Here is a 24,013-nt window from a genome sequence, read left to right on the forward strand (position 1 = left end):
CAATTTCAGATACCAATGGGGATTAAAAAAGATGACTCCTGTGCAATACAGGAATCATCTCATAAATGCTGCTTAATTCTTTTTTCCAAAGTGTCCTTGACTAAGGGGCCAGTTTAGTTATCCCTGCGTCGCCATTTCCTCTTTTTCGGTCAATTGCTCTCCGTACGGGCCGCGTCTTTGACCGGCAAGCCGAAATTCGGCATGCCGTCGTCGTTCCAGGTGAAACACTGGGCGCGCGTATGCCGGTTCGGGTCGTACAGGGGATCCCCGACGACCTCCTTGTAGTTGCGGGCATGATAGACCAAAACTTCCCGCCCGTCCTCCGAGACGGTAAAGCTGTTGTGCCCCGGTCCGAATTGACCGGCTGCCTCGCTGGTCGCAAACACCGGTACGGGCGATTTCATCCAGGAGCTCGGGTTCAGGAGATCCGCCGACTCGTCGGCCGCGAGCAAACCCATGCAGTAGTGATGGTCGGTGGCACTAGCCGAATAGCTGATGAAAATGCGGCCGTTCCGCTTCAGCACCGCCGGCCCTTCGTTCACTTTAAAGCCGATCGTTTCCCAATCGTACTCCGGCATCGAGATCATCGCCTGCTCCCCGGTTAATGTCCAGGGGTTGCTCATACGGGAAATGTACAGGTTGGAGTTGCCGTCGATCGCCGGATCTTTTTGCGCCCACACGTAATACCGTTCCCCTCGGTGCTCGAACGTCGTCGCATCCAGCGCAAACGATTCCCAGCCCGTGCGAACTTGCCCTTTTTCTTCCCACGCCCCCTCCAGCGGATTAGTGGAGGCGTTCTCCAGCGCGTACATCCGATGATCGAACAAACCTTCCCGCGTTTCGGTCGTGCGGGCCGCAGCAAAGTAGATGTACCATTTTCCATCAATGAAGTGGATTTCCGGAGCCCATATGTTTGCGCTTAGCGGGCCGGCATCGTATTTGCGCCAGGCCACCACCGGCTCGGCGGCGCCTAACCCCTGAAGCGTAACGGACCGGCGGATCTCGATCCGGTCGTATTCGGGAACCGAAGCCGTAAAGTAGTAAAAACCGTCCGTGTGCTTGTAAACCCACGGATCCGCCCGTTGCTCCACGATCGGATTGAAATATGTCTGCTTGTGATTCATGTCGGTTTCTCCTTTATATATAGGTTAATTCAGTTTAGCAGCGCCGAGCCGAATTATGGTGTTTCAACTCCACGGTTCGTTCACTCCCCTCAGCCAGCCCGGCCTTCCTCGAACAATTTCCGGATCACCGCTTCCGTGATTGGCAAGTCATAGACGCGCAGCTCATCCATCAACCCCTGGTAAGGAGGATCCCACCAATTGACGCCAAAACCGAAAATCCCCGATCCGTCCGTGAAAATATCCGGGAATCCGGTTCCCGAAAATTTCGGCTCCCCGTCCACGAACACCTTCACGGCTCCGGCGTCGACGGTAAAGGCGACATGATGCCATTCTCCCGCCGAAATCCGCGAGCCCGTGGTGCCGTCGTACCACGCTTCGCCGGACCAAAGCATCGTATTATGATCCCAGGAATCCGGTACGAGGCTGATCCAGCTCGCATTCGATTCGGCACCGAAGAAGCTGGTCGTAAATTGGGTGAATTGCTGCGGATTCAGCCATAACGAGACCGAATAGCGGTTCCCGGAAATGAGTCCGTCGGCCAGCCGAATGCCGGAGTTCCCGTCAAACACGGCCGCTTGCCCTTGAACGCCGTCCGCATAGGTGATCGTTCCCCGCTCGGCGTCGATCTTCGCCCCGGTTACCGCCCCGTCCGCGAACCGCCCTGCAGCTTCCGACAAATCCCCTTCGAAGCCATAATGGGCAGTGAGCCCATATGAAGTATCGATCGGAGCGACGATGATCGTAAATTGCTTCGCGGCGCGGGCTTTCCCCTTCGTAATCGCCGCCGTCAGCGTAGCCTTGGCATCGGTTTCGCCGGGATCCGGCGGATAAATGACACCGGTCTCGGAGATGACGCCCGAATCCGAGGACGACCAGGAAATCTTGGCTCCATGCGTCCCTTCCGCCGGCAGCGTGAGATTATTCATGACCTTGCCGGTATCGCCCAGGCTTAATGCCTCCCGTACGGCGTTCACGATCTGCCGGTCGCTCATCTCCGGCTGCCGGATCCCCCAAATCGCTTTGCCTTCCGCAGAAACGGCCGTAAAGGTCATCGTCTCCCGGCCCTGGTTCGGATCCCAACCGGCGACGAAAACACCGTCATAGGCGACCCCGTCGATGGTAAGAGCCGCTTCGCAGGAACCATTCAGCTTCCACGTTCCCGGATGAGAGCCCGTAATCGTATAGTCTTTATTCAAGGTGATATGGACCGAGGTCGGGATCTCGCCGGAATAGCTCTGCCCATGGTTGACGAACTGATAGTCGCCAGCCAGTTTGTAGGCCGTCACTTTCTTCAACGATTCTCCGGCATAACGTTCCGGCGCCATGACCAGCCACCCGTTTTTATTCATGAATAGCTGATGCACTCTGACCTCGTGAACCTCTCCCCGCTGCGGGAACCGGGTATGAAAGACCGAAAAATATTTCCCGGCGGCTTCGTCGAAATAAAGCGAATTGTGCCCCGGGGAAGCATACCCGTAACCGATCCCGGTGCCGGGGTCGCCGATTTTCCGGTCGAACAGGAAATTGCCGACCATTTTGATGCCATACGGGGCATTGTCCGTATCGCCCGGCAACACCGCATTCTGTCCGGAAGCGTCAAGGTAAGGGCCGTCCGGGCTCGTCGATCGGAACTGCCGGATGTTATATCCGCCGTTCGCCCCCAGCCAGCCGTAAGAAACGTTCAAATAATAATAGCCCGAAGCTTTATCATAGAGAATGTAAGGGCCTTCGCCGGATTTCGTAAAGCCTCCGGCGATTTTGGAGCCGAAGTAACGGTCCACGGGGCGGCCGTCCGCCGTCGTGCCGTCCTCGCCCGGATACATGACCTGACCCGTCGCCGGGTCCAGTTGAACGATAAAAATCCCGCCGGACCAGGAGCCGTAGGTCATCCACAGCTTGCCCCCCTCCTCGAAGAACAAGGCAGCGTCGATCGCGTTCGGATACATGGCGTTATTGTATGACCCGTCGCCGTTGAACCAGCTCGGATTGGCATCCGCCAGCTTTCCTTGCTCCACCAGCGCCTTGATGTTCGTATTGGTCCATTTTTTGTTCACTTGGCTGTTTGCATCAAATGCCGTCTCTTTCGTAAAGCCGGAGTAAATGACCGTGTCCACGTAGGTATAAGGCCCTTCGATGTTTTTTGCTACCGCGTAACCGATGGCCGAACGGATATACGTCGACGAAGCGCTGTAATACATCATGTACGCACCCTTCGTTCCGTCCGCATTCCGGTAGTGCTCGTTCCAGATGACGGCCGGCGCCCACACCGCGTACCCGCCTTTGCTGTCCGCGTCGTCTTCTCCCGCCCAGGCAAACGATCCGGCCAAATTGTCGGACAGATCGCCGAAGATCGCGTTGCCCGGCGTTTGATAGCCGTTGGTAAACGTCGTCCATTGCATCAAGTCGGCAGACTTGGCCGCTTCGATATGCGAACCGAAAACATAATAGGCCGAACCGTCCTTGACGATGTTCGAATCGTGGACGGATACGTCGACGAACGCCGGCGACGGCTTCTTGTCCGCGGAACCTCCGCTGCTCGCCCATCCTTCGGCGGGCATCAGCAGGCTAAAAACAAATAGCAGCGCCAGACACTTGTACAAGCTTTTCAAACGGACTTCCCTCCTTTTTTGCGATTCGAAGGCATGTTGACGAAATCCCGTCCTAACCTTTCACGGCTCCCGCCGTCATCCCGTCGATAAAATATTTTTGGAAGGCCACAAACAAAAAGAAGATCGGAATGATGGAAAAAAAGGAACCGACGATCAGCAAATCGTAGTTGTTTCCATAAGGCGTAAGCAGCGTCTTCAAACCGATCGGCAGGGTATATTTGTTCGCATTGCTCAATACCATAAACGGCCACAGGAAGTTGTTCCAGCTGTTCATACCGTTGAGGATCGCCATGGCCGCAAAAGAAGGCTTCATCACCGGCAAAATCAACCGCACATAGATTCCGTATTCGCTGGCCCCGTCCACCCTGCCGGCGGCGATGATTTCCTTGGGAATCCCCCGCAGATACTGTCTGAAAAAGAAAATCGTCGCGGCGCTGGCGATCCCGGGCAAAATAATCGCCGAATACGAGTTCATCAGCCCGATGTCATACGTCAACGTATACAACGGCAGAAGCAGGATTTCGAACGGAACCATCATGATCAGCAGCACGCAAACGAACAGGAAGTTTTTCCCTTTGAACTCGTAAGCCGAAAAACCGTAGGCTACCGTTGCGCTGACCAGCAGTGTTAACACCACCTGCACGATCGTCAGCAGGAGCGAATTGAAAAACCACACGAAATAGGAATGGCTGCCCGTGAACAGGTAAACGAAGTTGTCGAAGCTCATGGCCGACAGATCAAACCGCAAATTCAACCCGTAACGGATCAAATCCTCTCCCGGCTTGAACGAAGCCAGCGTGACGGCATAAAACGGCAGGAGGATCAGCGCGCAAAGGACGGCAAAAAGCACAAAAAGGACGATTTTAACCGGCAAACCCTTCGTCGTTCTCGTCATGCTTCCTCCTCCTTCTTGAACATGCCGGTAAAGGCCAATTGCGTTAGGTTGATGACCATCGTAATGACAAGGAGGACGATGCCGACGGCGGCCGCATAACCCAGATTATTTTTTTCGATCCCTTGGCGGTACAAATAACCGACGATGGTAAGCCCGATATTTTTCGGCGAATTGTTGCCGTTCCAGAGCATCATGCTTTCGATGAACATCGCTAATCCGGCATAGATGCTGATCGTTAATACATAAATCGTGGTCGGCTTCAATAGCGGCATGGTGATTTTCGTAAATCGCTGGATGGGGGACGCCCCGTCGATCGAAGCCGCTTCGTAATATTCGTCGGGAATGCTTTTGAGTCCGGATAAAAAGTACAGCATATTGACCCCCGTCCACCGCCACGTAGCCAGCGCCAGCAAGGCGATAAAGCCGGTCGTCTGCCCTTTCAGAAACTTGATCGGCTCCACGCCGAACCAACCCAACAAGCTGTTGATCAGCGAACCTTCCATCTCACCGAACATCAGCCGGAAAATGGTGCCGGCGACGACAACCGAAGTCAGCGCCGGAAAGAAAAACGAGGATTTGAAAAATTCTCTGGCCCACATGAACTTATTGTTGATCAATACGGCAAACAGCATCGGAAACGGAATCAGGATCACCAAGGTCAAAACCATGTAGATCGCGCTGTTTGCAACCGCTTTGAGGAAAACTCCGTCGCCCATCAATTTGTCGTAATTGTCCAATCCGGCCCACGCCGCTTCCTGCCCCAAGGTCACTTTTTGAAAGCTCATCCCGAAAGAGCTGGCAAGCGGATAGACCCAAAACACGAGAAAAACGAGAACGAACGGCAAAACAAATACGTAAGGAGCCACCTTTTGCGAGTATAGGAATTTTTTTATCATCACCCTACCCCTTTTTTAAACGGAGCTACTCTTCTGCAGAGTAGCTCCGTTACCTTTTTTCTGGACCTTCGCTTATTTCAGTTCCTGCTCGATTTGCGCTTGCGCATCGTCCAAGGCTTGCTTGATATCCTTGCCGTCTTCGAAAATTTCGTTCAGCGTGACGGTGCAGAGTACGTTGTTGATGGTTGGCGATGCCGAGGTCGATTTGATCAATTGGATTTCATCCTTGATTTCGTTTAACACGTCAAACGGATTGTTCACGAAATATTTGACGAACTGGTTTTCCGGATTATGCGTCACGTCCTTCATGTCCCAAACGTCCATATTGACCGGGTCGAAGCCGAGCGTATTCCAGATTTCTTTGTTCGCGTCCAGCGACAGCTTGGCGAAAGCCAGAAAGTCTTTAGCCAGTTGTACGTCTTTGGCGGTCTTGGTTACGACGGTCCCGGTTCCCCCGCCGCCGACCGACCTTGGCATCCCTTCTTCGATAACCGGAATCGGCGCAATAGCGATTTTACCGGAGAGATCCTTCATGTAGTTCGTATATCTCGACATTTGCCACAACGGCATGAAAGCGGTCGCATAATTGCCGGCGTTGAACTCGCCGTAGGCTTCCTCCGTATCCGGCTGCCCGCCGGCGATCGTGGCGAGGACATTGTTGTCCTGCAGGTCTTTCAAAATCGTGAGTGCTTTTACCAGCTGATCCGAGTTGATCACTGGGTTTCCGGCATCATCCGTGAAGTCGGCTCCTTGCTGCGCCAGCAGCTGGGAGGTTTGCCAGGTTGCGCTGGTATCGGCGGTTCCCATGTATTTGCCGGTTTTCTCGTAAACCTGGATCCCGGCCTTTTTGAAATCGTCCCAGGTGACGATCGTCTTATAATCCACGCCGGCCTGCTCCAATAATTCCGTATTATAAAAAGCGACGGAAGCGCCGACGTGGGTAGGTATGCCGTAATTCACGCCGTCCTTGCTGTACAGGTCGATTCTTGACTTGACGATGGTGTCCCTATACGGATCGATGACGTCGTTCAAGGATACCAACTGCGGGGTTCCGGCCAAAAAGTCGGGGAATTTCCCCAGCTCGATATCCGCGATATCCGGCGCGCCTACGCCCGTCTGCACGGCGATGGACAATTTGTTATGCATGTCGTCGTAAGGCATCACGGTAACGTTCAATTTGATTTGCCGATCCGGATTTGCCGCGTTCCACTTTTCCAGCATCTTCTCGAAATGCTGCCCATGCAATTCCACGAACGTCCAATACGACAGCTCCGTTGCGCTTTCTCCGGCACCGCCGTCCAGAACCGAGGTTTCTCCCCCGGCCGTCGTCGACGACTTGCCGCAGCCCCATAACCATGTGGCCATCGTTAAAATCAAAAGCACAATCAAACCTTTTTTCTTCATCCTTGACCCTCCCTGACATTATTAAAATCTACACACTCCATGTACAGTCCGTTTCTCTCACTTCCTGTAAAACCGGTGGTTCCATCGATCCCCAAAGAAGCGCTCGCCTGTTGTGCATAGCTTATATCGAATCCGTCAATCGGGGGTTGAAGCGCTACCGTGTTTTCATGTACGTCAAGACGTCGATTTGCCCAAGCGGATCACGTTCCAGGAAGCCTTCGCCAAACGGGCGTTCACGAATCCTCCCTGGCAAACCGCGTTTCCGCCGGCATGGGGCTTGACGTTTTCCCGGTCGACGGTATTGACCGCCTTCAGGTCCTCGTGCTCGAGCACGAGATGTTCGATCAGGCGGTAGCCTTCGAATCCGCGGACGTCGCAACCCAGCTCCAAGCCTTCCTGCAAGTGGCGGTTGACGGCGAAAATCGTCAGCTCCTCGTCCGCTTCGTTGTACACGACGGCGCTGTCCAGATAGGGCACGTCGGTATAATCCCGGGCGTCATAAACCGGAGAGTCGACGACCGGCTGCAGCGAAACGCCCCGGCCGTAAGCCGATACATGCATATAAGGATAAAAAATCGTTTGCTTCCAGGACCGCCCTCCGTTTTCCGTCATGATCGGCGCAATAACGTTGACCAATTGGGCCATGCAGGCCATCTTGACCCGGTCGGCGTGGCGGAGGAACATTATCAGCATGCTGCCGACGAGCAGGGCGTCCTCAAAGTTGTAAACGTCCTCGAGCTGCGGCGGCGCGATTCCCCAAGGTTCGATCTTGGTGTCCGCGTTGTTGGAATGGTACCAAACGTTCCATTCGTCGAAGCTGAGGTACATCGTTTTTTTGCTGCGTTTCTTCGCTTTGACATAGTCGCAGGTCGCGATCACCGTCCGGATAAAATGGTCCATGTCCATCGACCGGGCCAGGAAGTCCGCCGTATCGTCATCCCGGTTGCCGTAATATTGATGCAGGGATATGTAATCGGCAACCTCGTAAGTGTGATCCAGCGTCACCGCTTCCCATTCGGGGAAAGTCGGCATTGACGAGCTGGAGCTTCCGCAGGAAACGAGTTCGATGCCGGGATCGACGAGCCGCATCGCCTTTGCCGTCTCGTAGGCGAGTCGGCCGTATTCCTGTGGCGTTTTCTGGCCGATTTGCCACGGGCCGTCCATCTCGTTGCCCAGACACCAGGTTCTGATGCCGTGCGGCTGCTCGTAGCCGTGGCTGCGCCGCAAATCGCTCCAATAGCTGCCGCCCGGATGGTTGCAGTATTCGATCAGGTTTCTGGCGGCATCGACGCCGCGGGTTCCGAGGTTCACCGCCATCATCACTTCCGAGCCGATCTCCTTGGCCCAGCCGGCAAACTCGTTCGTCCCTACCCAGTTCGGCTCGACCGTCCGCCAGGCCAACTCCAGGCGCTTCGGCCGCGCTTCGACAGGGCCAACCCCGTCTTCCCAGTCGTACCCGGAAACGAAGTTTCCGCCGGGGTAACGGATAATCGGAACGTTCAACTGCTTGACCAGTTCTTTCACATCGTTTCGGAACCCCAACCGGTCGGCTGCCGGATGCGACGGCTCGTAAATCCCGCCGTAAACCGCCCGGCCCAAATGTTCGATAAACGAGCCGTATATTCGCTTATCCACTTCCGCAATTTTAAAAGCCTTGTCTACGACCATCGTTGCCCGCGGCGCTGCAGATGACATGTTGACCACCTTCCGTTTTAGTAAATCCTAAACTGTTTCAAAATAATTTGAATGAATGCGTTTACAGGTATAAAATAACATATAGAATTCAGGATGTAAATATAGTTTTCTAAACCTTTTTATATTTTTATAAAATTAAATGAAAAATAAAGAGATTTTTCCGAAAAACCAACCTTTTTCGCATTAACTTTCGCAAGTTTCTGCAGTTTAATTTTAGATATCATTAAATATAAGCGCGATTTTATTACAAAATTAAACTATTTTTTGAAGGTAATTTACATTTTTTGATTTTATGCTTTATTATACGACTGAGTTAGTTTATAATAACCTAAAATAAAACGATTTATTATCTCCCATCGGAAGAAGGTTCGAAATCAGATGATCTATATTAAGGATTTGATGAGCGGGATCGATATTTTTAAAGCCTTAAGCTCCGAGATCAGGATTCAAATCCTCGAATTGCTGGCGAAAAATCAAGCCCTCAACCTGAACGACCTGGCCACGAAGCTGAATTTAAGCAACGGAGCCATTACGATGCACATTAAGAAGCTCGAAGAGAGCGGCCTCATCGAAATCAATACCTCGGTGGGCAAACACGGCATCCAAAAGATCTGTTACTTGAACAAAGATAAGCTGATGGTCGACCTGCGCAGCAAAGATGTCGACAATCTGTACGAAGTGGAGATCCAGGTGGGCCATTACAGCAACTATCAAGCTGTCCCGACCTGCGGACTGGCCACCAAGGACAGCATCATCGGCGACTTCGACGATCCCCGCTATTTCGCCGACCCGCAACGGATCGACTCGGAGATCATTTGGCTGTCCGAGGGCTTCCTGGAATACCGCATTCCGAACTACCTCAAGCCCAACCAGTCGTTCCGGGAGATTCAATTCTCGATGGAACTCGGTTCGGAAGCGCCCGGATTCTGCGACAACTACCCGTCCGACATCTATTTTTATTTGAACGGCGTAGAAATCGGTTTCTGGACGAGTCCGGGGGATTTCGGAGATGCGCGGGGCACGTTCAACCCGGATTGGTGGCCGCCGCACCTGAACCAATACGGCATGCTGAAGCTGATCCGCATCAACAACGAGGGCAGCTTTATCGATGGATGCCGCATTTCCGACGTGACGCTGGAGCAAATCAACCTGGATTACAAAAGCGAGCTGACGTTCCGCATCGCCGTCACCGACAAGCCGGTCAACAAGCGGGGGCTGACCATTTTCGGCAAAAACTTCGGCAACTACAGCCAGGACCTGCTGGCCCGGGTGCTGTATGATGTGCGGGAAGAATAGGGGAACGCAGAAAAGCTGCCTACAGGCCACAACTTGACCTGTAGGCAGCTTTTATAATACGAACACGCTAGTTTCACATCGTTTGCCCGTTATCTATCGTAATGATTTGCCCGGTGAGCGAAGGCTGCTCCAGGACGGCGGCGATCAGCGTGGCGATTTCCTCAGGAGCGGAAATCCGATCCAAGAGCAGTTGGGTGATTAGCGAATGCATCTGCGCTTCCTTCCCGGCCCACCACCTCGTCGCTACCGCTCCGGGCGCCACGCCGTTTACCCGGATGTCCGGGGCCAGAGCATGGGCCAGCGATTTGGTCAAGCCGTGCACGCCCGCCTTCGATACCGCGTAGGGGAGCGAGGAACCTTTGCCCGTGATGCCGGCGATGCTGCCAACGTTGACGATCGCTCCCTTTCGGGCTTTCAGATAAGGCGCCGCCGCCCGCGCGCAGTTGAACATGCCCTTCACATTGACCGCAAACAGATCGTCCCACGCGTCCTCCGTGACCGCCTCCAGATCGTCCATCGCGATATGCCGGGTGATGCTGGCGTTGTTGACCAGGTAATCGAGCGACCCGAATTGTTCCGCAATCTTGCCGACCATCATGGCGACCTCGGGATTGCGGGAGACGTCGGCTTGAATCGCGACTGCCCGGCCGCCGATCCGCTGGATGGCTTGCACCGTCTCTTCGGCCTCCGCGGCCGAACGCGAATAGTTGACGACGACAATCGCTCCGCGTTCCGCCAGCAGCATGGCCGCAGCCCGGCCGATCCCCGTACCGCCGCCGGTGACCAATACGACTTTGTTATGAAAACCCATCTCAGATCTCCTCCTGACATTGATATCGGGCAGTCGGTTCGGACTGAGGCTTGATTTTCCCCTGCCAATTGACCAGGAAGATGCCCAGGCAGGTGAAGGCCCCGCCGACGTAAACGTACCAGGCAACATGCTCGCCGAGCAGCAACCAACTGCAGAGTACGCTAAAGACCGGCACGAGGAACAGAAACGAACTCGTTTTGGCCGGATCGCTGCTCCCCAGCAAATAAAACCAAAGGGTAAACTGCACGATGGAACATAATACGACCAGCCAAACAACGACTAACGCGAACTCGGCGTTCAGGTCGAAGGAAGGTTTCTCCCCCGCAAAGCTGATGGCCAGCAGCATGATGCCTCCCGCCAGCATTTGATAGGCAGCAAGCACCCTTTTATCGAACGCCGGGGCGATCCGGTTAATGATCAGCGTGGCAACCGTGAAGCAAACGGCTCCCGCAAAAGCGAACGCCGTGCCGGGGTCGAAGCTCATATGCAGCCCGAAGGTGATCACGACGCCGACAAAACCGATCGCGACGCCGAACCACTGCCTTACGCGGTAAGCGGTCCCCATCAGCGCTCCCCATACGATCAGCATGAGCGGGCTGGTGCTCGAGATAATGGCCGACTCCCCGGAAGTAATCCACCGCATGCTGTAGGAGGTGAACCCCATGACTCCGACCGACTGGAACAATCCCAGCAGCGCGATTTGCAGCCACGGCTTCGCTCCTTTGGGCTGCGGCTTTTTGGCGCTGAACATAGCTAGCAAACCTCCGGCGAGCACGAATCGAATCCCCATTAAAGCCAGGGGCGTCGTATGCATCATCCCCAGCTTGCTGACGGGATACGCCGTCCCCATCAGGAACGTGGTCAATAGCACCAAAACCGTATATTTCAAAATACTCATGCGGATCATCCTTCCTTGCTGTAGGTCATGAGAGTATTGTAAGGGAGGTTTGCAATTATGTATAATGATTGATAGAGATACTGAATATCATAATTAATGATATCAAATGAACACTATACGAACATGTTGAAAATGAGGAGGGGAGAAACGCCATGGATAGCACCGAATTGCGTATTTTTCAAGCGGTTGCCCGGGAGGGTTCCATCACCAAAGCGGCCGCCCGGCTCGGCTATGTACAGTCCAACGTGACCGCCCGCATCCAGCAGCTGGAGTCCGAGCTGGGAACGGGGCTTTTTTACCGTCATAACCGGGGCATGACCTTAACCTCCAGCGGCAGAATGCTGCTGGATTACGCCGATAAAATCGTCGGCCTGCTGGACGAAGCAGCGGCGGCGCTTTCCCGCTCCGGCGAGCCCACCGGCCCGCTGCTGATCGGTTCCTCGCAAACGACGGCGGCCGTGCGGCTGCCCAAGCTGCTAAGCAAGTACTACGAGATGTATCCGAAGGTGGAGTTGACGCTCACGACCGATCTTTCCGACCGCCTGGCGGAGAGAGTACTGCAATACGATCTGGACGTCGCTTTCGGCAGTTTCCCGTACAATCATGACGATCTGGTGTCCATTCCCGTGTTCGATGAGGAGGTCGTGGTGATTTCTCCTCCCGGGATCGCCGATATGGACGAAGCGCTGGCGAAGCCTAGCCTGGTCTACAGCAGAGGCTGCTCCTACCGCGAAATGCTGGAGGGACTGCAGCGCTCCCGCGGCATAACCCATGTGGGCACGATGGAGTTCGGCACGCTGGAGGCGATCCTCGGCGGCGTATCGGCCGGGCTCGGCATATCGCTGGTGCCGCGGATCGTCGCGCAAAAGCAGGAAAGAGAAGGCGCCGTACGGGTTCATGAAGTCCCCGAATCGATGCGGCATATGAAAACCGAACTCATCTACCGCAAAAACGCCCATCCGACCAGCGCGCTCCGCGCTCTGATCGACCTGCTGGACGTGCAGGAGAAAGTCCCTTCGTAACCCGCTGGGAAGCGGAGCAGATGTGGGGTGCAGCGGGCGCCGGTTCGCGGCGGGGCAGGCAGTAGGTTGCGAGGCTGCGGCTGGGTGTGCCGGTTCGGCGGGTTAGCAGCAGGTACGTGGGCACGTCAGGGCGCAGAAATAGCGTTAAAAAATGGCCTTATTTCGGAAAGAATGCTTGTTTTCTTAGAAATAAGGTTATTTTTTGGTCTTATTTTCTTCCGACACTTCCGACACCCTGTTTTGAGACGGTTTCCGGGAAAATAAGAGTATTTTATGGCGCTATTTCGCGAAAAATCCGGTTTCGGTTTAATTTACCGCTATTTCCCACCCCGAAAAAGCAAAGAAACGAGCCGGCCAACCGCGAAATCTCCACGGTCAGGCCGGCTCGTATTCAAAGCCGTCGCTCATATTTCGGCGTATCCACGACCGCCGGTTCTTGTTCTCCGCGGCTAGTCCTGCCCCGCCTCATTCAGCGCCCGCAGCAGCGTATGCCGGTCGCGGACCCGATGGGCTTCGCGCAGGCTGCGCGCGAAGAGCTCCTCGCCGACGCCAAGCTCGGCGAGGCTCGCCGGCCCGCCGGCCTGGCGCAGCAGGCCGCGGATCTGCGCTTCGCCGGGCAGGTCCCGCAGCCATTCGCGGACCTGCCCGGCGTGCATCCGGAGCGCCTCCGGCTCGGCGCCCGGATAGGTCCCTTCGCCCGCGGCGTGGTACACGCGGGCGATCTCCGCGCAGGCCACGCCGACTTTGGCGCCGTGCAGCAGCGCCCGCCGCCCGAGGCGCAGGTACTCCATCTCCCAGTAGTGGGAGAGATGGTGCTCCGCGCCCGAGGCCGGGTGCGACTGCCCGAACAGCAGCATGGCGATGCCGGACTCGATCAGCGCCGTCATCAAGGCGCGGATCCCCTCCTCCGTGCGCGCGCCGATGTCGGCGGCGTGCTCCACGCAGCTGCGAAGCGCCCGCCCGGTAATCGCCGCCGCCTGTTCGTCGTAAGGTTCGCCCGCCGTCAGGCGGGAGAATTTCCAGTCGAACAGGGACGTGTATTTGCCGAGCATATCGCCGAACCCGGCGGCGACCAGCCGCTGCGGGGCCGCCGTGAGGATGTCGAGGTCGGCGAAGATGGCTGCCGGCGGCACGGCCGGCACCGTCTTCTTGACGCCGCGAATGATGAGCGGCGCGCCCGCGGAGGTGAAGCCGTCCACGGACGGCGCCGTCGGGACCGACACGAACGGCTTGCCGGTCTTGTGGGCGGCAAAGCGGACGATGTCGTGGATCGTCCCGGAGCCGACGGCAATCAGCGCGTCCGTATCCTCAGGACTAATCTCCAGCAGCAGTTGAACGAGCGAAATTTCGTCGGCCACCACGTCGCCTTGCCCGTCCGGCTGAATCAGGCACAACTTCGCAGCCAATCCGTCGGCCTCCAGCAAGCCAGCCAGCTGTTCTCCCGCCGCCCGATACGTATTTTCGTCGGCGACCAGAACGGTGCGGCGGTAACCCTGCTCCTGCAGATACGTGGCAACCTTCCCTATCGCGCCTCGCTCCAGCTCAAGCACCTTCAACTGCTCCAATTGCCAATCTTCCAACATGCTTTCCCCTCCTTTGGTAATCACCTTCCAATGCAGGTGGCTCCTGGTACGCATCGTCGCGCTGCGTTGGCGGTTGGTCGGACATTGCTCACGCTTATTCGGCGGCTTGCTTGATCCGCTTCAGCCGCTTCATCACGTCGTTTTCGCTGCGGCCGAAGTAGTCGTGCAGCTTGCTGTACTCCCGATACAACCGGTCGTACACTTCCACGTGCGCCGGAATCGGCTTGAACGTTTCTTCCTTGACCCGGGCCATCTTCCCGGCCGCATCGATGATCGTATCGTAGCCGCCGGCTTCCGCGCCCGCCGCCACCGCCGCAAACATGGCCGCGCCAAGCGCCGGCGTTTGCTTGGAATCCGCTACGAAAATCTCGCGGTTCGTCACGTCCGCATAGATTTGCATCAGCAGGCGGTTTTTCTGCGGCAGCCCGCCGCAGGCATACAACGCATCAACGCGAACCCCATTCCGATCGAATGCGTCCACGATTTTGCGCGTGCCGAAGGCAGTCGCTTCCAGCAGCGCCCGGTAAATTTCCTGCGGTTTGGTCAACAGGGTCATACCGAGAACGAGTCCGGTCAAATCGGTATCGACGAGCACGGACCGGTTGCCGTTCCACCAATCCAGCGCCAGCAGGCCCGTTTGCCCCGGCTTATAGGCGGATGCTTCGCGTTCCAGCCATTGGTGCACGTTCAAGCCTTCCTTGTCGGCCGCTTCCTTTACATAACCCGGCAGCGCCTCCTCCACATACCATTCGAAAATGTCGCCCACGGCCGATTGCCCGGCCTCGTAGCCGTACAATCCCGGGATGATGCCGTCCTCGACGACGCCGCACATGCCCTCCACCTGCTTCTCTTCGGTCCCCAGCAGCATGTGGCAAATGGAGGTGCCCATCGCCATGACCAGCTTGCCCGGCGTCACGACGCCAACGGCCGGCACGGCCGCATGGGCGTCCACGTTACCTGCCGCAACGGCGATGCCCGGCGTAAGTCCCATCATCTCGGCCATATCCGGGATCAACCCGCCGGCGTTCGTCCCCAGCGGAATCACGTCGCCGCGCAGCTTGGTATCCGTCAAATCCTCAAGCCGGGGATCCAGCGCTTTGAAATAATCCTTATCCGGATACCCGTCCTGCTTGTGCCAGATCGCCTTGTAGCCGGCCGTGCAGCTGTTGCGGACGATCGTGCCGGTCATCTGCGAGATGACCCAGTCGGTCGCCTCCAGGAACATGTCGGTCTTCTCGTAAATCTCCGGCGCTTCATCGAGGATTTGCCATACTTTGGCCATCATCCATTCGGACGAGATTTTCCCGCCGTACCGCGGCAGGAAAGCTTCTCCCCGCTCGGCGGCGATCGCGTTGATCTTGTCGGCTTCTGGCTGGGCGGCATGATGCTTCCACAGCTTCACCCAGCTGTGCGGGTTGTCCGTCAGCGCCGGATCGAAGCTCAGCGGCTGCCCCTGGGCATCCACCGGCAGCATCGTGCAGGCGGTAAAATCGATGCCGATGCCGATCACGTCCGCCGGATCGATGCCCGACTCCTTCAGCACCGCCGGCACGGAACGCCGCAGCACCTCCAGGTAATCGCCGGGATGCTGCAGCGCCCAGTCATGCTCCAGCTTGATGCCGGAACCCGGCAGCCGCTCGTCGATGACATGGTGCGGATACGGCGTCACGTGGTCGGCGACCTCATGGCCGTTCGACAAATCCACCAGCACGGCGCGGCCGGACTGGGTTCCGTAGTCGACGCCAATGGTATATTTTTTGCCCATCTTGAACTCCTCCTTGATTTTATTTTTGCCCGTAGTAGGCGCCTGCTCCATGCTTCCGCAGAAAATGCCGGTCCAGCAGCGTCTGATCCATCGGCGGCGTTTCCGGGTTGATCTGCAGCATGCGGGCGGCGATTTTCGCCACCTCTTCCAGAACGACGGCGTTATGCACCGCGTTATGCGCATCTTTGCCCCACACGAACGGGGCATGCGAGTGAACGAGCACCCCCGGCACCCGGGTCGGATCGAGACCGAGTTCGGCAAACCGCTCCACGATCACATTGCCCGTCTCCAGCTCGTAAGCGCCTTCGATTTCTTCCTTCGTCATTGGCCGCGTGACGGGAATTTCCCCGTAAAAATAGTCCGCATGCGTCGTTCCGTAAGCCGGCAGCGGCCGTCCCGCCTGCGCCCAGCTCGTTCCCCACGGGGAATGCGTATGCACGACCCCGCCGATCTCCGGGAATTCGCGGTAGAGCACCCTGTGCGTCGGCGTATCGGAGGATGGACGCAAGTTTCCCTCCACGACGTTGCCCTCCAGGTCGACCACGACCATATGCTCCGCCTTTAATTCCTCATACGGCACGCCGCTTGGTTTAATGACAAACAATCCGCTTTCCCTGTCTATTCCGCTGACGTTGCCCCACGTAAAAGTGACCAATCCGTATTTCGGCAGTTCCAGGTTCGCTTCCCAAACCTGCTGTTTCAAAGCTTCCAGCATCGCTAGTTCCAGCTCCTTTCGAATCCAATCTCAAAAATGGTACGTACAAGTTACAGCGTGATCCTGTGCACCGAATCCCGCTCGACCAATTCCGGCTCGAACACCGTATCTCCGGGGCTCTCCCCCCGTTCGATCATGCCGACCAGCTGACGGGCGGCCAACTCCCCCATCGCCGTTTTGGGATGGGTCAACGTCGTCAGCTTCGTGCCCGAGGCCGCCGCCAGGCTGGAATCGTCGAAGCCGATCACGGAAAGATCCTCCGGAATCCGCAAGCCGCACGCGGCCGCCGCGTCCATCAACATAACCGCCAACTCGTCGTTGTAGCACACCAGCGCGGTCGGGCGCTGCTCCGGCGTTCCCTGCAGCAGCTCGATGGCCTTTTGATAGGCGTAGTCGCCCTTTTGTTCCGTCGTATACGTCACCACATGCTGCGGCGACACCGTGATGCCTTGCTCCCGATGCGCGGACAGGAAGCCTTTCAGCCGGTTTACGCCCTGCAGGTCGTCTCTTTTGAAGAAACCGGCGATCGACCGATGCCCGTTCTCCAGCAGGTGACGCGCCGCCTTATGGCCCCCCGCCTCGTCGTCCACCTTTAGGCAGGGACATTCCAGCTCGCGGTATTTTTCATTGATCATCAAATACGGAATGCCCTTCTCCTGCAGCTCCAAAAAATACCCCAGGTTCGGATTGCCCTCCGCGCTTTTCGTCGGCTCGATGATCAGGCCGCTCAGCGGCTGGCCGGTCATGAGCTGCAGGCTGTCCATTTCCTTCTCTTTCGTGTTGTCCGTGCTCGACAGCAACAGGCGGTACCCATGGCTGCGCAGCTCCGCCTCCGCCCCCCGGACGATATGGGGAAAAATATAATCGGAAATATACGTCGTCATGATCCCGATCGTTTTGACCGCTTCGCCGTCCCGCCGCACGGGATTTCGGGCGAACGTGCCTTTGCCCTGAATCCGCTCCAGCCAGCCGTCCTTTTCCAGTTCGCCGAACGTCTGCCGGACCGTCTGCCGGCTTAAGCCGAACTGCTCGGCGATTTCGTTCTCCGACGGAAACTGCTGGCCGGGCTGCAGTTTTCCCGTTTGCAGCCACGACAGCAGTTCATGCTTCAGCTGTAGGTATTTCGGTATTTTTTTGCCGTCCATCTTCTCTAAGTCCACCCTTCCCGATAACCACCTATCTACCCGCTATTGTATCATAGGCCGGGCGAACGCATAGGCGCGGCGCAATCCGAACGATCAACGCAAACGGTAAGCGGCGTCGCTCCAGCGCAGCTCGTTTTTGAAGCCCGCTACCTTCGTGTCCTTGTCGATGATCACGGCTTCAACGCCGGCCATTTCCGCCCAGTCGGACAGGTTCTCGGCGGTGATGGCGTACGACAGCACCGTATGATGCGCCCCGCCGGCCAAAATCCACGCTTCCGCCGATTCGCGCAGCGAAGGCTGCGGCTTCCACAGCACGCGCGCCACCGGCAGCTTCGGCATCGGTTTCTCCACCTTCACGCCGTCCACGACGTTCACGAGCAGCCGGAAGCGATGCCCCAGATCGACGAGCGAAGCGTTCACCGCCGGGCCGTCCTGGCCGTCGAACACGATGCGGGCCGGATCCGCTTTGCCGCCGATGCCCAGCGGATGCACCTCGACCGTCGGCTTCGTCGCCGCGATCGTCGGGCACACCTCCAGCATGTGCGCGCCAAGGATCATATGGTTGCCCGGCTCGAAATGGTAGGTATAGTCCTCCATGAAGGACGTGCTCTTGTTGTTCGCCAGCACTTTCAGCACGCGCGTGAGGGCAGCGGTTTTCCAGTCGCCTTCGCCGCCGAAGCCGTACCCGGCTTCCATCAGCCGCTGCACGGCCAGCCCCGGCAGCTGCTTCAGCCCGTGCAGATCCTCGAACGTTGTCGTGAAGGCCCCGAAACCGCCTTGCTCCAGGAACCGCTTCATGGCGATTTCAAGCTTCGCCTGATAAGCGATCGAATCGCGGACCGGGCCATCGCTTAAGCCGGCTTGCGTTATGGAATACTGCTCCGCATATTCGTTCAGCAGCGCCTTCACCTCGGCATCGCTCACTTCGTTCAGCACCTGCACCAGATCGCCGACGCCGTAGCCGTTCACCGACCAGCCGAACTTGATTTGCGCTTCGACCTTGTCGCCTTCCGTCACGGCCACCTCGCGCATGTTGTCGCCGAAGCGGGCCACCTTGAGCTGGCGGCTTTCGGCATAGGCCGCCGCCGTCCGCATCCAGCCGGCAATGCTTGCGCGCACTTCGCCGTCTTCCCAATGGCCGACGACGATTTTGCGGGCGATGCCGAGGCGGGCTCCGATATGGCCGTATTCCCGGTCGCCGTGGGCGGATTGGTTCAGGTTCATGAAGTCCATGTCGATCGTTTCCCACGGGATATCGCGGTTAAACTGCGTATGGAAATGCAGCAGCGGCTTTTGCAGCTGGGACAGTCCGGCGATCCACATTTTGGCCGGGGAGAACGTATGCATCCAGGTGATGATGCCCGCACAGGTTTCGTCGCCGTTGGCGGCCAAAATCAACTTGTAGATTTCGTCCGAGGTCGTCACGATCGGCTTGAAGACCACCGGGAAACCAAACACCGGGTCCTTGTCCAGCTGCTCGGCAATGGTTCTGGAGTGAGCGGCAACCTCCTCCAAAGTTTCGGGTCCGTACAAGTGCTGGCTTCCGGTCACAAACCAATAAGAATGCGGTTTCAATTTCATCATTCAAAGCGCCTCCTAAGTATATGAATATATAGCTTACTAACTTGTACATACCACATTGAAAATAACATCATAAATTCCGCCGTTGTACGTACAAGTCGAATTACCTTTATTCTACGTCCCCCCGCCCCAAAAGGCAATAGCGTTTCCAAAATCGCCATCGACGAATTGCGCTTTACCAGTGCTGCCATTGCCGTTCCCGCCTGAAAGTCTCTAACGGACTTGAGAGCCCTTATTCGGCTCTTTTTCGCCCTTTCAAGATTCTTACGGACTCAGGAGCCCTTATTTACCTTAATATGCCCTTAATGGGCCCGCTTTGGGCTTAATAAGCGCACTGGTGTCCGTTACAATTTTCAAACCGCGTTTTTTGCCCAAATAACGTCTCCTGTGTCCGCTAGGTTGAAGCTCAAGGCCGCCGAGGCCATTCGCCTGTTCTGCATGTTCGGTGGTTTGCCCTCCTATTCCCTCCCTGCTCCTTTTTTGCTGCCGAGCGAGCCTATTTCCCTCCTTTTTAGCCGAACAAAAAAAACGGACCCCGCACTCGGAATCCGTTTGGGACTACGGTCAGCGGTTCATCCCCCTGCCGCAATCTCCTATATACTATTTCTCCACTCATCCATCCTTGACGTTGCAAAACAACTTCTTCCCTATCGCCTTCTTCCGTAACGCCGGGGCCGGCCGCTAGAACCCTAATTCAAGATCCCTGGCAGCGGCGTGACGCCAAACGCTTTGGCGAGGTCGATCAACTGGGCGTCGGTGATTTTTTGCATGACCGGACGTTCGCCGAGCAGCATGTAGATTTGCGCGGCCTTCTCGACCGTTTCGATCAGTCCGAACGCTTCGTCCATCGTCGTCCCCGTGCCGAAAATGCCGTGCTGCGGCCACACGACGACGCGGTGCTCGCGCATTTTCGCGGCCGTGGCCCGCCCGATTTCCGGGCTGCCGGGAACCATCCACGGCACGATGCCGACGCCGTCCGGGAACACCACCAGGCATTCCGTGCACATTTCCCACAGCGTTTTGGTTAGCTTCTTCTCGTCCAGCTCATGGATGAACGTCATCGCCAGCGCGTGCGTCGCATGGCAGTGCATCACGATGCGGTGCGCCGGGTCCGCCTTCAGCCGCTCGATATGGCTCATGAAATGCGCCGGCAGCTCGCTGGTCGGCACCGCGCCGTCCCGCAGCCCCCACAGCACCTCGACGCGTTCGCCGCCCTCCGCCACCCGCAGCACGCCAAGATTGGCTTCCGGATCGGAGATCACGTTTTTGAAGTATTTGCCCGAACCCGTTACGATGAAGTATTTGCCCGCCAGCTCTCTCACCGGAAAAGCCAACGGCAGCACTCTGCCCGCCTGCTCCTTCCCGATGCCGATGTGCCGGGCTACCTCCGCCTCGTCAAGCAAATAACTGATATTCCCGCCGTTGCGCTCATCCCAGCCCAGCCGCCACATATGATACGTGATTTCCGCCATCTCCCGGATAAAAGGCACTTCCCTAACCGGACCCGTCCATCCTTTTTCCACTTCCGATACCGCTTTACTCACAGCAGGTTCCTCTCCTTCGCTAATGCTTATATTGTAAAAAAAATTGCGGATTACCGTTGCGGCGATCACCACGCGCGGCGCAGGGCTGAACAAAAACGCGCCCAGTGCATTTCGGCGGCGCTGCTTCCGATTCAAGCGCCGAGCCTACCGGCGGGCCGACAGCACGTTTTCTTCGTATTGCTTCACGTCCGCCAGCCAGGCCTCGCGCACCGGAACGCCTTGCGTCGCGCAGTAGTAATCCCAAATCGCGCCGAACGGATACGATTTGAATTCCTCGACCAGCGCCAGACGGGAGGTGTAATCGCCGTTCAGCTCCAGCTCCTTCAGCTTGCCGATCGGCTCCAGCATGGCCCGCAGCAGCGCTTTGATCGTGTTCCGGGTGCCGATCACCCAGGCCGCGATGTGGTTGATGCTGCCGTCGAAGAAGTCGAGCCCGATGTGCGTCCGGTCCAACAGGTCCCCGCGCACCAGCTCGCGGGCGATGTCCAGCAGCTCGTCGTCCATCGTTACGACATGGTCGCTATCCCAGCGAACCGGACGGCTGACGTGCAGCAGCAGCTGGTCGCCGAACAGCAGCCACGAGGACAGCTTGTTCGAGATGGTTTCCGTCGGGTGGAAATGGCCGGCATCGAAGCACACCGCCTTTCCTCTCGTCAAGGCGTATCCCATGTAAAATTCATGCGAACCCACGACGTAGCTTTCCGAGCCGATGCCGAACAGCTTGCTCTCTACGGCGTCGATGTTGTATTCTTCGCTGATTTCCTCGGCGAAAACCTCGTCGAGCGCTTCCTTCAGGCGCACCCTCGGCGATAGCCGGTCCACCGGCGTATCCTTGAATCCGTCAGGGAACCAGAAATTCGTAACGCATGGCTGACCCAACGCTTTGCCAAACGATTCGGCGATTTTACGCGAAGCCTTGCAGTGGTCGATCCAGAACCGGCGGATCTCCGGGTCGGGATGGCTCAGCGTAAACCCGTCCTTGGCTTTGTCGTGCGAGAAGCAGGTCGGATTGAAATCGAGCCCCAGCTGCCGCTCCTTCGCCCAGTCGACCCAGCCGGCGAAATGCCGCGGCTCCAGCGCGTCCAGCTCGACCTTTTCGTTCGTGTCCGCATAGATCGCGTGCAGGTTGACCTTATGTTTTCCCGGAATCAGGCCGAGCGCCCGGTCCAGGTCCCGGCGAAGCTCATCCGGCGTCCGCGCCCGCCCGGGGTAGCTGCCGGTGACGGCAATGCCGCCGCTCAGCTCCGTATCCTTCCGCAAAAAGCCTTTGACGTCGTCCCCCTGCCAGCAATGCAGGGATATCTTGATTTGTTTCAGCCGGGCAAGCGCGGCCTCCACGTCGACGCCATGCTGCTCATACAGCTTTTTGGCCTCGTTATAGCTCGTTTGTATCGTTGGTTCCACCGTTTTCTCCTCCTCGGCAATATTCATTTCACATCATGACGTAACGGGCGTTTAACGCCTCAGCAAATCGGCAAATCGCTGCCGCGCCGATTCGATCGCGCCGGCCGCGGTTGTCCGCGGAAGATAGCTTCGTACCGGAAAAGACCGCCGGATCAGCTCCCGTCCCTCGCCGATATCGCGAATCGCGCCTATGCTGGCCATCTGCACCGCCAGATTGCCCAAAGCCGTCGATTCCGTCGGCCCGGCTTCCACCGGGATGCCGAGTATGTCGGCCGTCCATTGGCACAGCAATTCGTTGTTCGCCCCGCCGCCGACGATATGCAGGGCATCCAGCTTCTCCCCGGTCAAGCGCTCGAGCTCCCGAATGTAAAAATCATAGGATAAGGCCAGGCTGTCAAAAATGCATCGCGCCGCTTCTCCGGGCGTTCCCGGAACGGGCTGGCCCGTTTCCCGGCAATACTGCCGGATCTCTTCCGTCATCGCCCGGGGGTTCATAAATCGATCGTCGTTGCAATCGATGAGCGAACGGAACGGCGGCACGGCTTCGGCCAGGCTCACCAATTCGGCATAGCCGTGCACTTTGCCATAGTCCTTTCGGACCTCCTGGATGAGCCACATCCCCATGATGTTTTTCAAAAAACGGTACGTGCCGTAGGCGCCCCACTCGTTCGTATAGTTGCGCTCCATCGCCTCGGCGGTCGCCAGCGGCTTGGCACGCTCCACGCCGATCAACGACCATGTTCCGCTGCTGAGGTAACCCCAGGAACCTTCCCGTGCCGGCACGCCCAGGACGGCGGAGGCCGTGTCGTGCGTCGCCGCGACGATCAGCTCGCAATCGGGCAAATCGTAAGCCCGCACCAGCTCTTCCTTGATCGGGCCCAGCCGCGCTCCCGGCTCGGTCAAAGCCGGAAACTTCGTCCGAGGCAGCCCCAGCAAATCCAGCAATTCCATATCGTAATCGCGGGTTTGCAGGTTCAGCAAAGCCGTCGTGGAAGCGTTCGTCGTTTCATTCATCAGCCGCCCCGACAGCAAATAGTAGAGATAGTCCGGCACGAGCAAAATGTGCTCCGCGTCGGCCAGTTCCTTCGAATCATGCGCGTAAAGCTGGTACAGCGTATTGAAAGAAAGATATTGAATGCCCGATTTGCCGTAGATCCGCTCAAACGGAATATTGGCGTGAACCTGTTTGGCGGCCTCGTGGGTACGGGGATCGCGGTAGGCAAACACCTCCGAGATTCGATCGCCTTTCCCGTCCAACAGCACGTAATCGACCGCCCAAGTATCGATGCCAAGCGTACAGGCCTCGATGCCAAGCCGTTTGGCCTGCTGCAGCCCATGCACGATTTCCCGATATAAATGATCGATGTCCCAATAATAATGTCCGTCATGCTCCTGAAAGCCGTTGTCGAACCGGTGGATTTCCCGCAGCGACAGCTGGCCGTCCTGCCTTTTTCCCCAAACCAGCCTCCCGCTGGAGGCGCCGATATCGACGGCGATGTGATTCATCATTTCCTCAGCGCTCCTCGCTATGAAATGCTGCCGTATCTTACTTTTATCCTATGCCCGTTTCTTTTTGAAGTCAACATAACAAAGATAATTTATGTTTGTTTATTTTTGTTTTTGTCT

General features: G+C 57.0%; 19 protein-coding genes. 3 read left to right on the forward strand and 16 right to left on the reverse strand.

Translation table 11 applies throughout. From position 1 onward, the window contains the following. A partial coding sequence (locus ACQ4N8_RS17795; protein WP_430705435.1) for an IS3 family transposase occupies positions 1-76 on the forward strand: 76 nt, incomplete at its 5' end. 73 nt (positions 77-149) lie between these two features. Here ACQ4N8_RS17795 and ACQ4N8_RS17800 read toward each other — a convergent pair. The 6 genes from ACQ4N8_RS17800 to ACQ4N8_RS17825 all read right to left on the reverse strand — a co-directional run bounded on the left by ACQ4N8_RS17800 (position 150) and on the right by ACQ4N8_RS17825 (position 8,623). Continuing rightward, on the reverse strand, positions 150-1,124 hold the full coding sequence (locus ACQ4N8_RS17800; RefSeq protein WP_430705696.1) for a glycoside hydrolase family 43 protein: 975 nt from the start codon (positions 1,122-1,124) through the stop codon (positions 150-152). 89 nt (positions 1,125-1,213) lie between these two features. Continuing rightward, the gene (locus tag ACQ4N8_RS17805) at positions 1,214-3,682 is read right to left on the reverse strand and encodes a LamG-like jellyroll fold domain-containing protein (RefSeq protein ID WP_430705738.1); all 2,469 of its coding nucleotides are present in this window, start codon (positions 3,680-3,682) and stop codon (positions 1,214-1,216) included. 103 nt (positions 3,683-3,785) lie between these two features. Continuing rightward, positions 3,786-4,628, reverse strand: a complete 843-nt coding sequence (locus ACQ4N8_RS17810) for a carbohydrate ABC transporter permease (protein ID WP_430705697.1) — start codon at positions 4,626-4,628, stop codon at positions 3,786-3,788. After that, positions 4,625-5,524 carry a carbohydrate ABC transporter permease gene (locus ACQ4N8_RS17815; protein ID WP_430705698.1) on the reverse strand — a complete coding sequence of 300 codons (900 nt, stop codon included), beginning with the start codon at positions 5,522-5,524 and terminating at the stop codon, positions 4,625-4,627. Before ACQ4N8_RS17815 ends, ACQ4N8_RS17810 begins: the two co-directional genes overlap by 4 nt. Positions 5,525-5,596: 72 nt before the next feature. Beyond that, positions 5,597-6,928, reverse strand: coding sequence for an ABC transporter substrate-binding protein (locus tag ACQ4N8_RS17820; protein WP_430705699.1), 1,332 nt, complete (start codon positions 6,926-6,928; stop codon positions 5,597-5,599). Positions 6,929-7,102: 174 nt separating this feature from the next. Further along, positions 7,103-8,623 carry an alpha-N-arabinofuranosidase gene (locus ACQ4N8_RS17825; RefSeq protein ID WP_430705700.1) on the reverse strand — a complete coding sequence of 507 codons (1,521 nt, stop codon included), beginning with the start codon at positions 8,621-8,623 and terminating at the stop codon, positions 7,103-7,105. Positions 8,624-9,001: 378 nt separating this feature from the next. Here ACQ4N8_RS17825 and ACQ4N8_RS17830 point away from each other — a divergent pair, with 378 nt between their 5' ends. Beyond that, entirely contained in the window at positions 9,002-9,919 is a 918-nt protein-coding gene (locus tag ACQ4N8_RS17830) for an ArsR/SmtB family transcription factor (protein ID WP_430705701.1), read from the forward strand. A 73-nt stretch (positions 9,920-9,992) separates the two neighbouring features. Here the strand turns inward: ACQ4N8_RS17830 and ACQ4N8_RS17835 are convergent, their stop codons facing one another. Then, positions 9,993-10,730 (reverse strand): SDR family NAD(P)-dependent oxidoreductase, encoded by a 738-nt coding sequence (locus ACQ4N8_RS17835; protein WP_430705702.1) that lies wholly within the window; start codon positions 10,728-10,730, stop codon positions 9,993-9,995. A gap of 1 nt (position 10,731) precedes the next feature. Further along, positions 10,732-11,628: a DMT family transporter gene (locus ACQ4N8_RS17840; protein ID WP_430705703.1), complete on the reverse strand. Its 897-nt coding sequence runs from the start codon at positions 11,626-11,628 to the stop codon at positions 10,732-10,734. Between the two features lie 152 nt (positions 11,629-11,780). Here ACQ4N8_RS17840 and ACQ4N8_RS17845 point away from each other — a divergent pair, with 152 nt between their 5' ends. Next, positions 11,781-12,650, forward strand: coding sequence for a LysR family transcriptional regulator (locus tag ACQ4N8_RS17845; protein ID WP_430705704.1), 870 nt, complete (start codon positions 11,781-11,783; stop codon positions 12,648-12,650). Between the two features lie 449 nt (positions 12,651-13,099). Here ACQ4N8_RS17845 and ACQ4N8_RS17850 read toward each other — a convergent pair whose 3' ends face one another. The 8 genes from ACQ4N8_RS17850 to rhaB form a co-directional block, all read right to left on the reverse strand. Next, a complete protein-coding gene (locus ACQ4N8_RS17850) occupies positions 13,100-14,287 on the reverse strand; it encodes a sn-glycerol-1-phosphate dehydrogenase (protein WP_430705705.1) in 1,188 nt (395 codons plus the stop codon). Positions 14,288-14,327: 40 nt separating this feature from the next. After that, a complete protein-coding gene (locus ACQ4N8_RS17855; protein WP_430705706.1) occupies positions 14,328-15,998 on the reverse strand; it encodes a ribulokinase in 1,671 nt (556 codons plus the stop codon). 19 nt (positions 15,999-16,017) lie between these two features. Next, a complete protein-coding gene (gene araD / locus ACQ4N8_RS17860; protein WP_430705707.1) occupies positions 16,018-16,713 on the reverse strand; it encodes an L-ribulose-5-phosphate 4-epimerase in 696 nt (231 codons plus the stop codon). Positions 16,714-16,763: 50 nt separating this feature from the next. Continuing rightward, positions 16,764-17,858 carry a GntR family transcriptional regulator gene (locus tag ACQ4N8_RS17865; protein ID WP_430705739.1) on the reverse strand — a complete coding sequence of 365 codons (1,095 nt, stop codon included), beginning with the start codon at positions 17,856-17,858 and terminating at the stop codon, positions 16,764-16,766. A 93-nt stretch (positions 17,859-17,951) separates the two neighbouring features. After that, complete coding sequence (araA, locus tag ACQ4N8_RS17870) at positions 17,952-19,442, reverse strand: L-arabinose isomerase (RefSeq protein WP_430705708.1); 1,491 nt, start codon at positions 19,440-19,442, stop codon at positions 17,952-17,954. 686 nt (positions 19,443-20,128) lie between these two features. Then, complete coding sequence (rhaD, locus tag ACQ4N8_RS17875; RefSeq protein ID WP_430705709.1) at positions 20,129-20,983, reverse strand: rhamnulose-1-phosphate aldolase; 855 nt, start codon at positions 20,981-20,983, stop codon at positions 20,129-20,131. A gap of 144 nt (positions 20,984-21,127) precedes the next feature. After that, positions 21,128-22,387 (reverse strand): L-rhamnose isomerase, encoded by a 1,260-nt coding sequence (gene rhaA, locus ACQ4N8_RS17880; RefSeq protein ID WP_430705710.1) that lies wholly within the window; start codon positions 22,385-22,387, stop codon positions 21,128-21,130. 51 nt (positions 22,388-22,438) lie between these two features. Then, positions 22,439-23,896, reverse strand: coding sequence for a rhamnulokinase (rhaB, locus tag ACQ4N8_RS17885; RefSeq protein ID WP_430705711.1), 1,458 nt, complete (start codon positions 23,894-23,896; stop codon positions 22,439-22,441). Positions 23,897-24,013 lie beyond the last annotated feature (117 nt).

This window comes from Paenibacillus macerans (assembly GCF_050565405.1).
In the GTDB taxonomy this organism is placed as follows: Bacteria; Bacillota; Bacilli; order Paenibacillales; family Paenibacillaceae; genus Fontibacillus; species Fontibacillus macerans_B.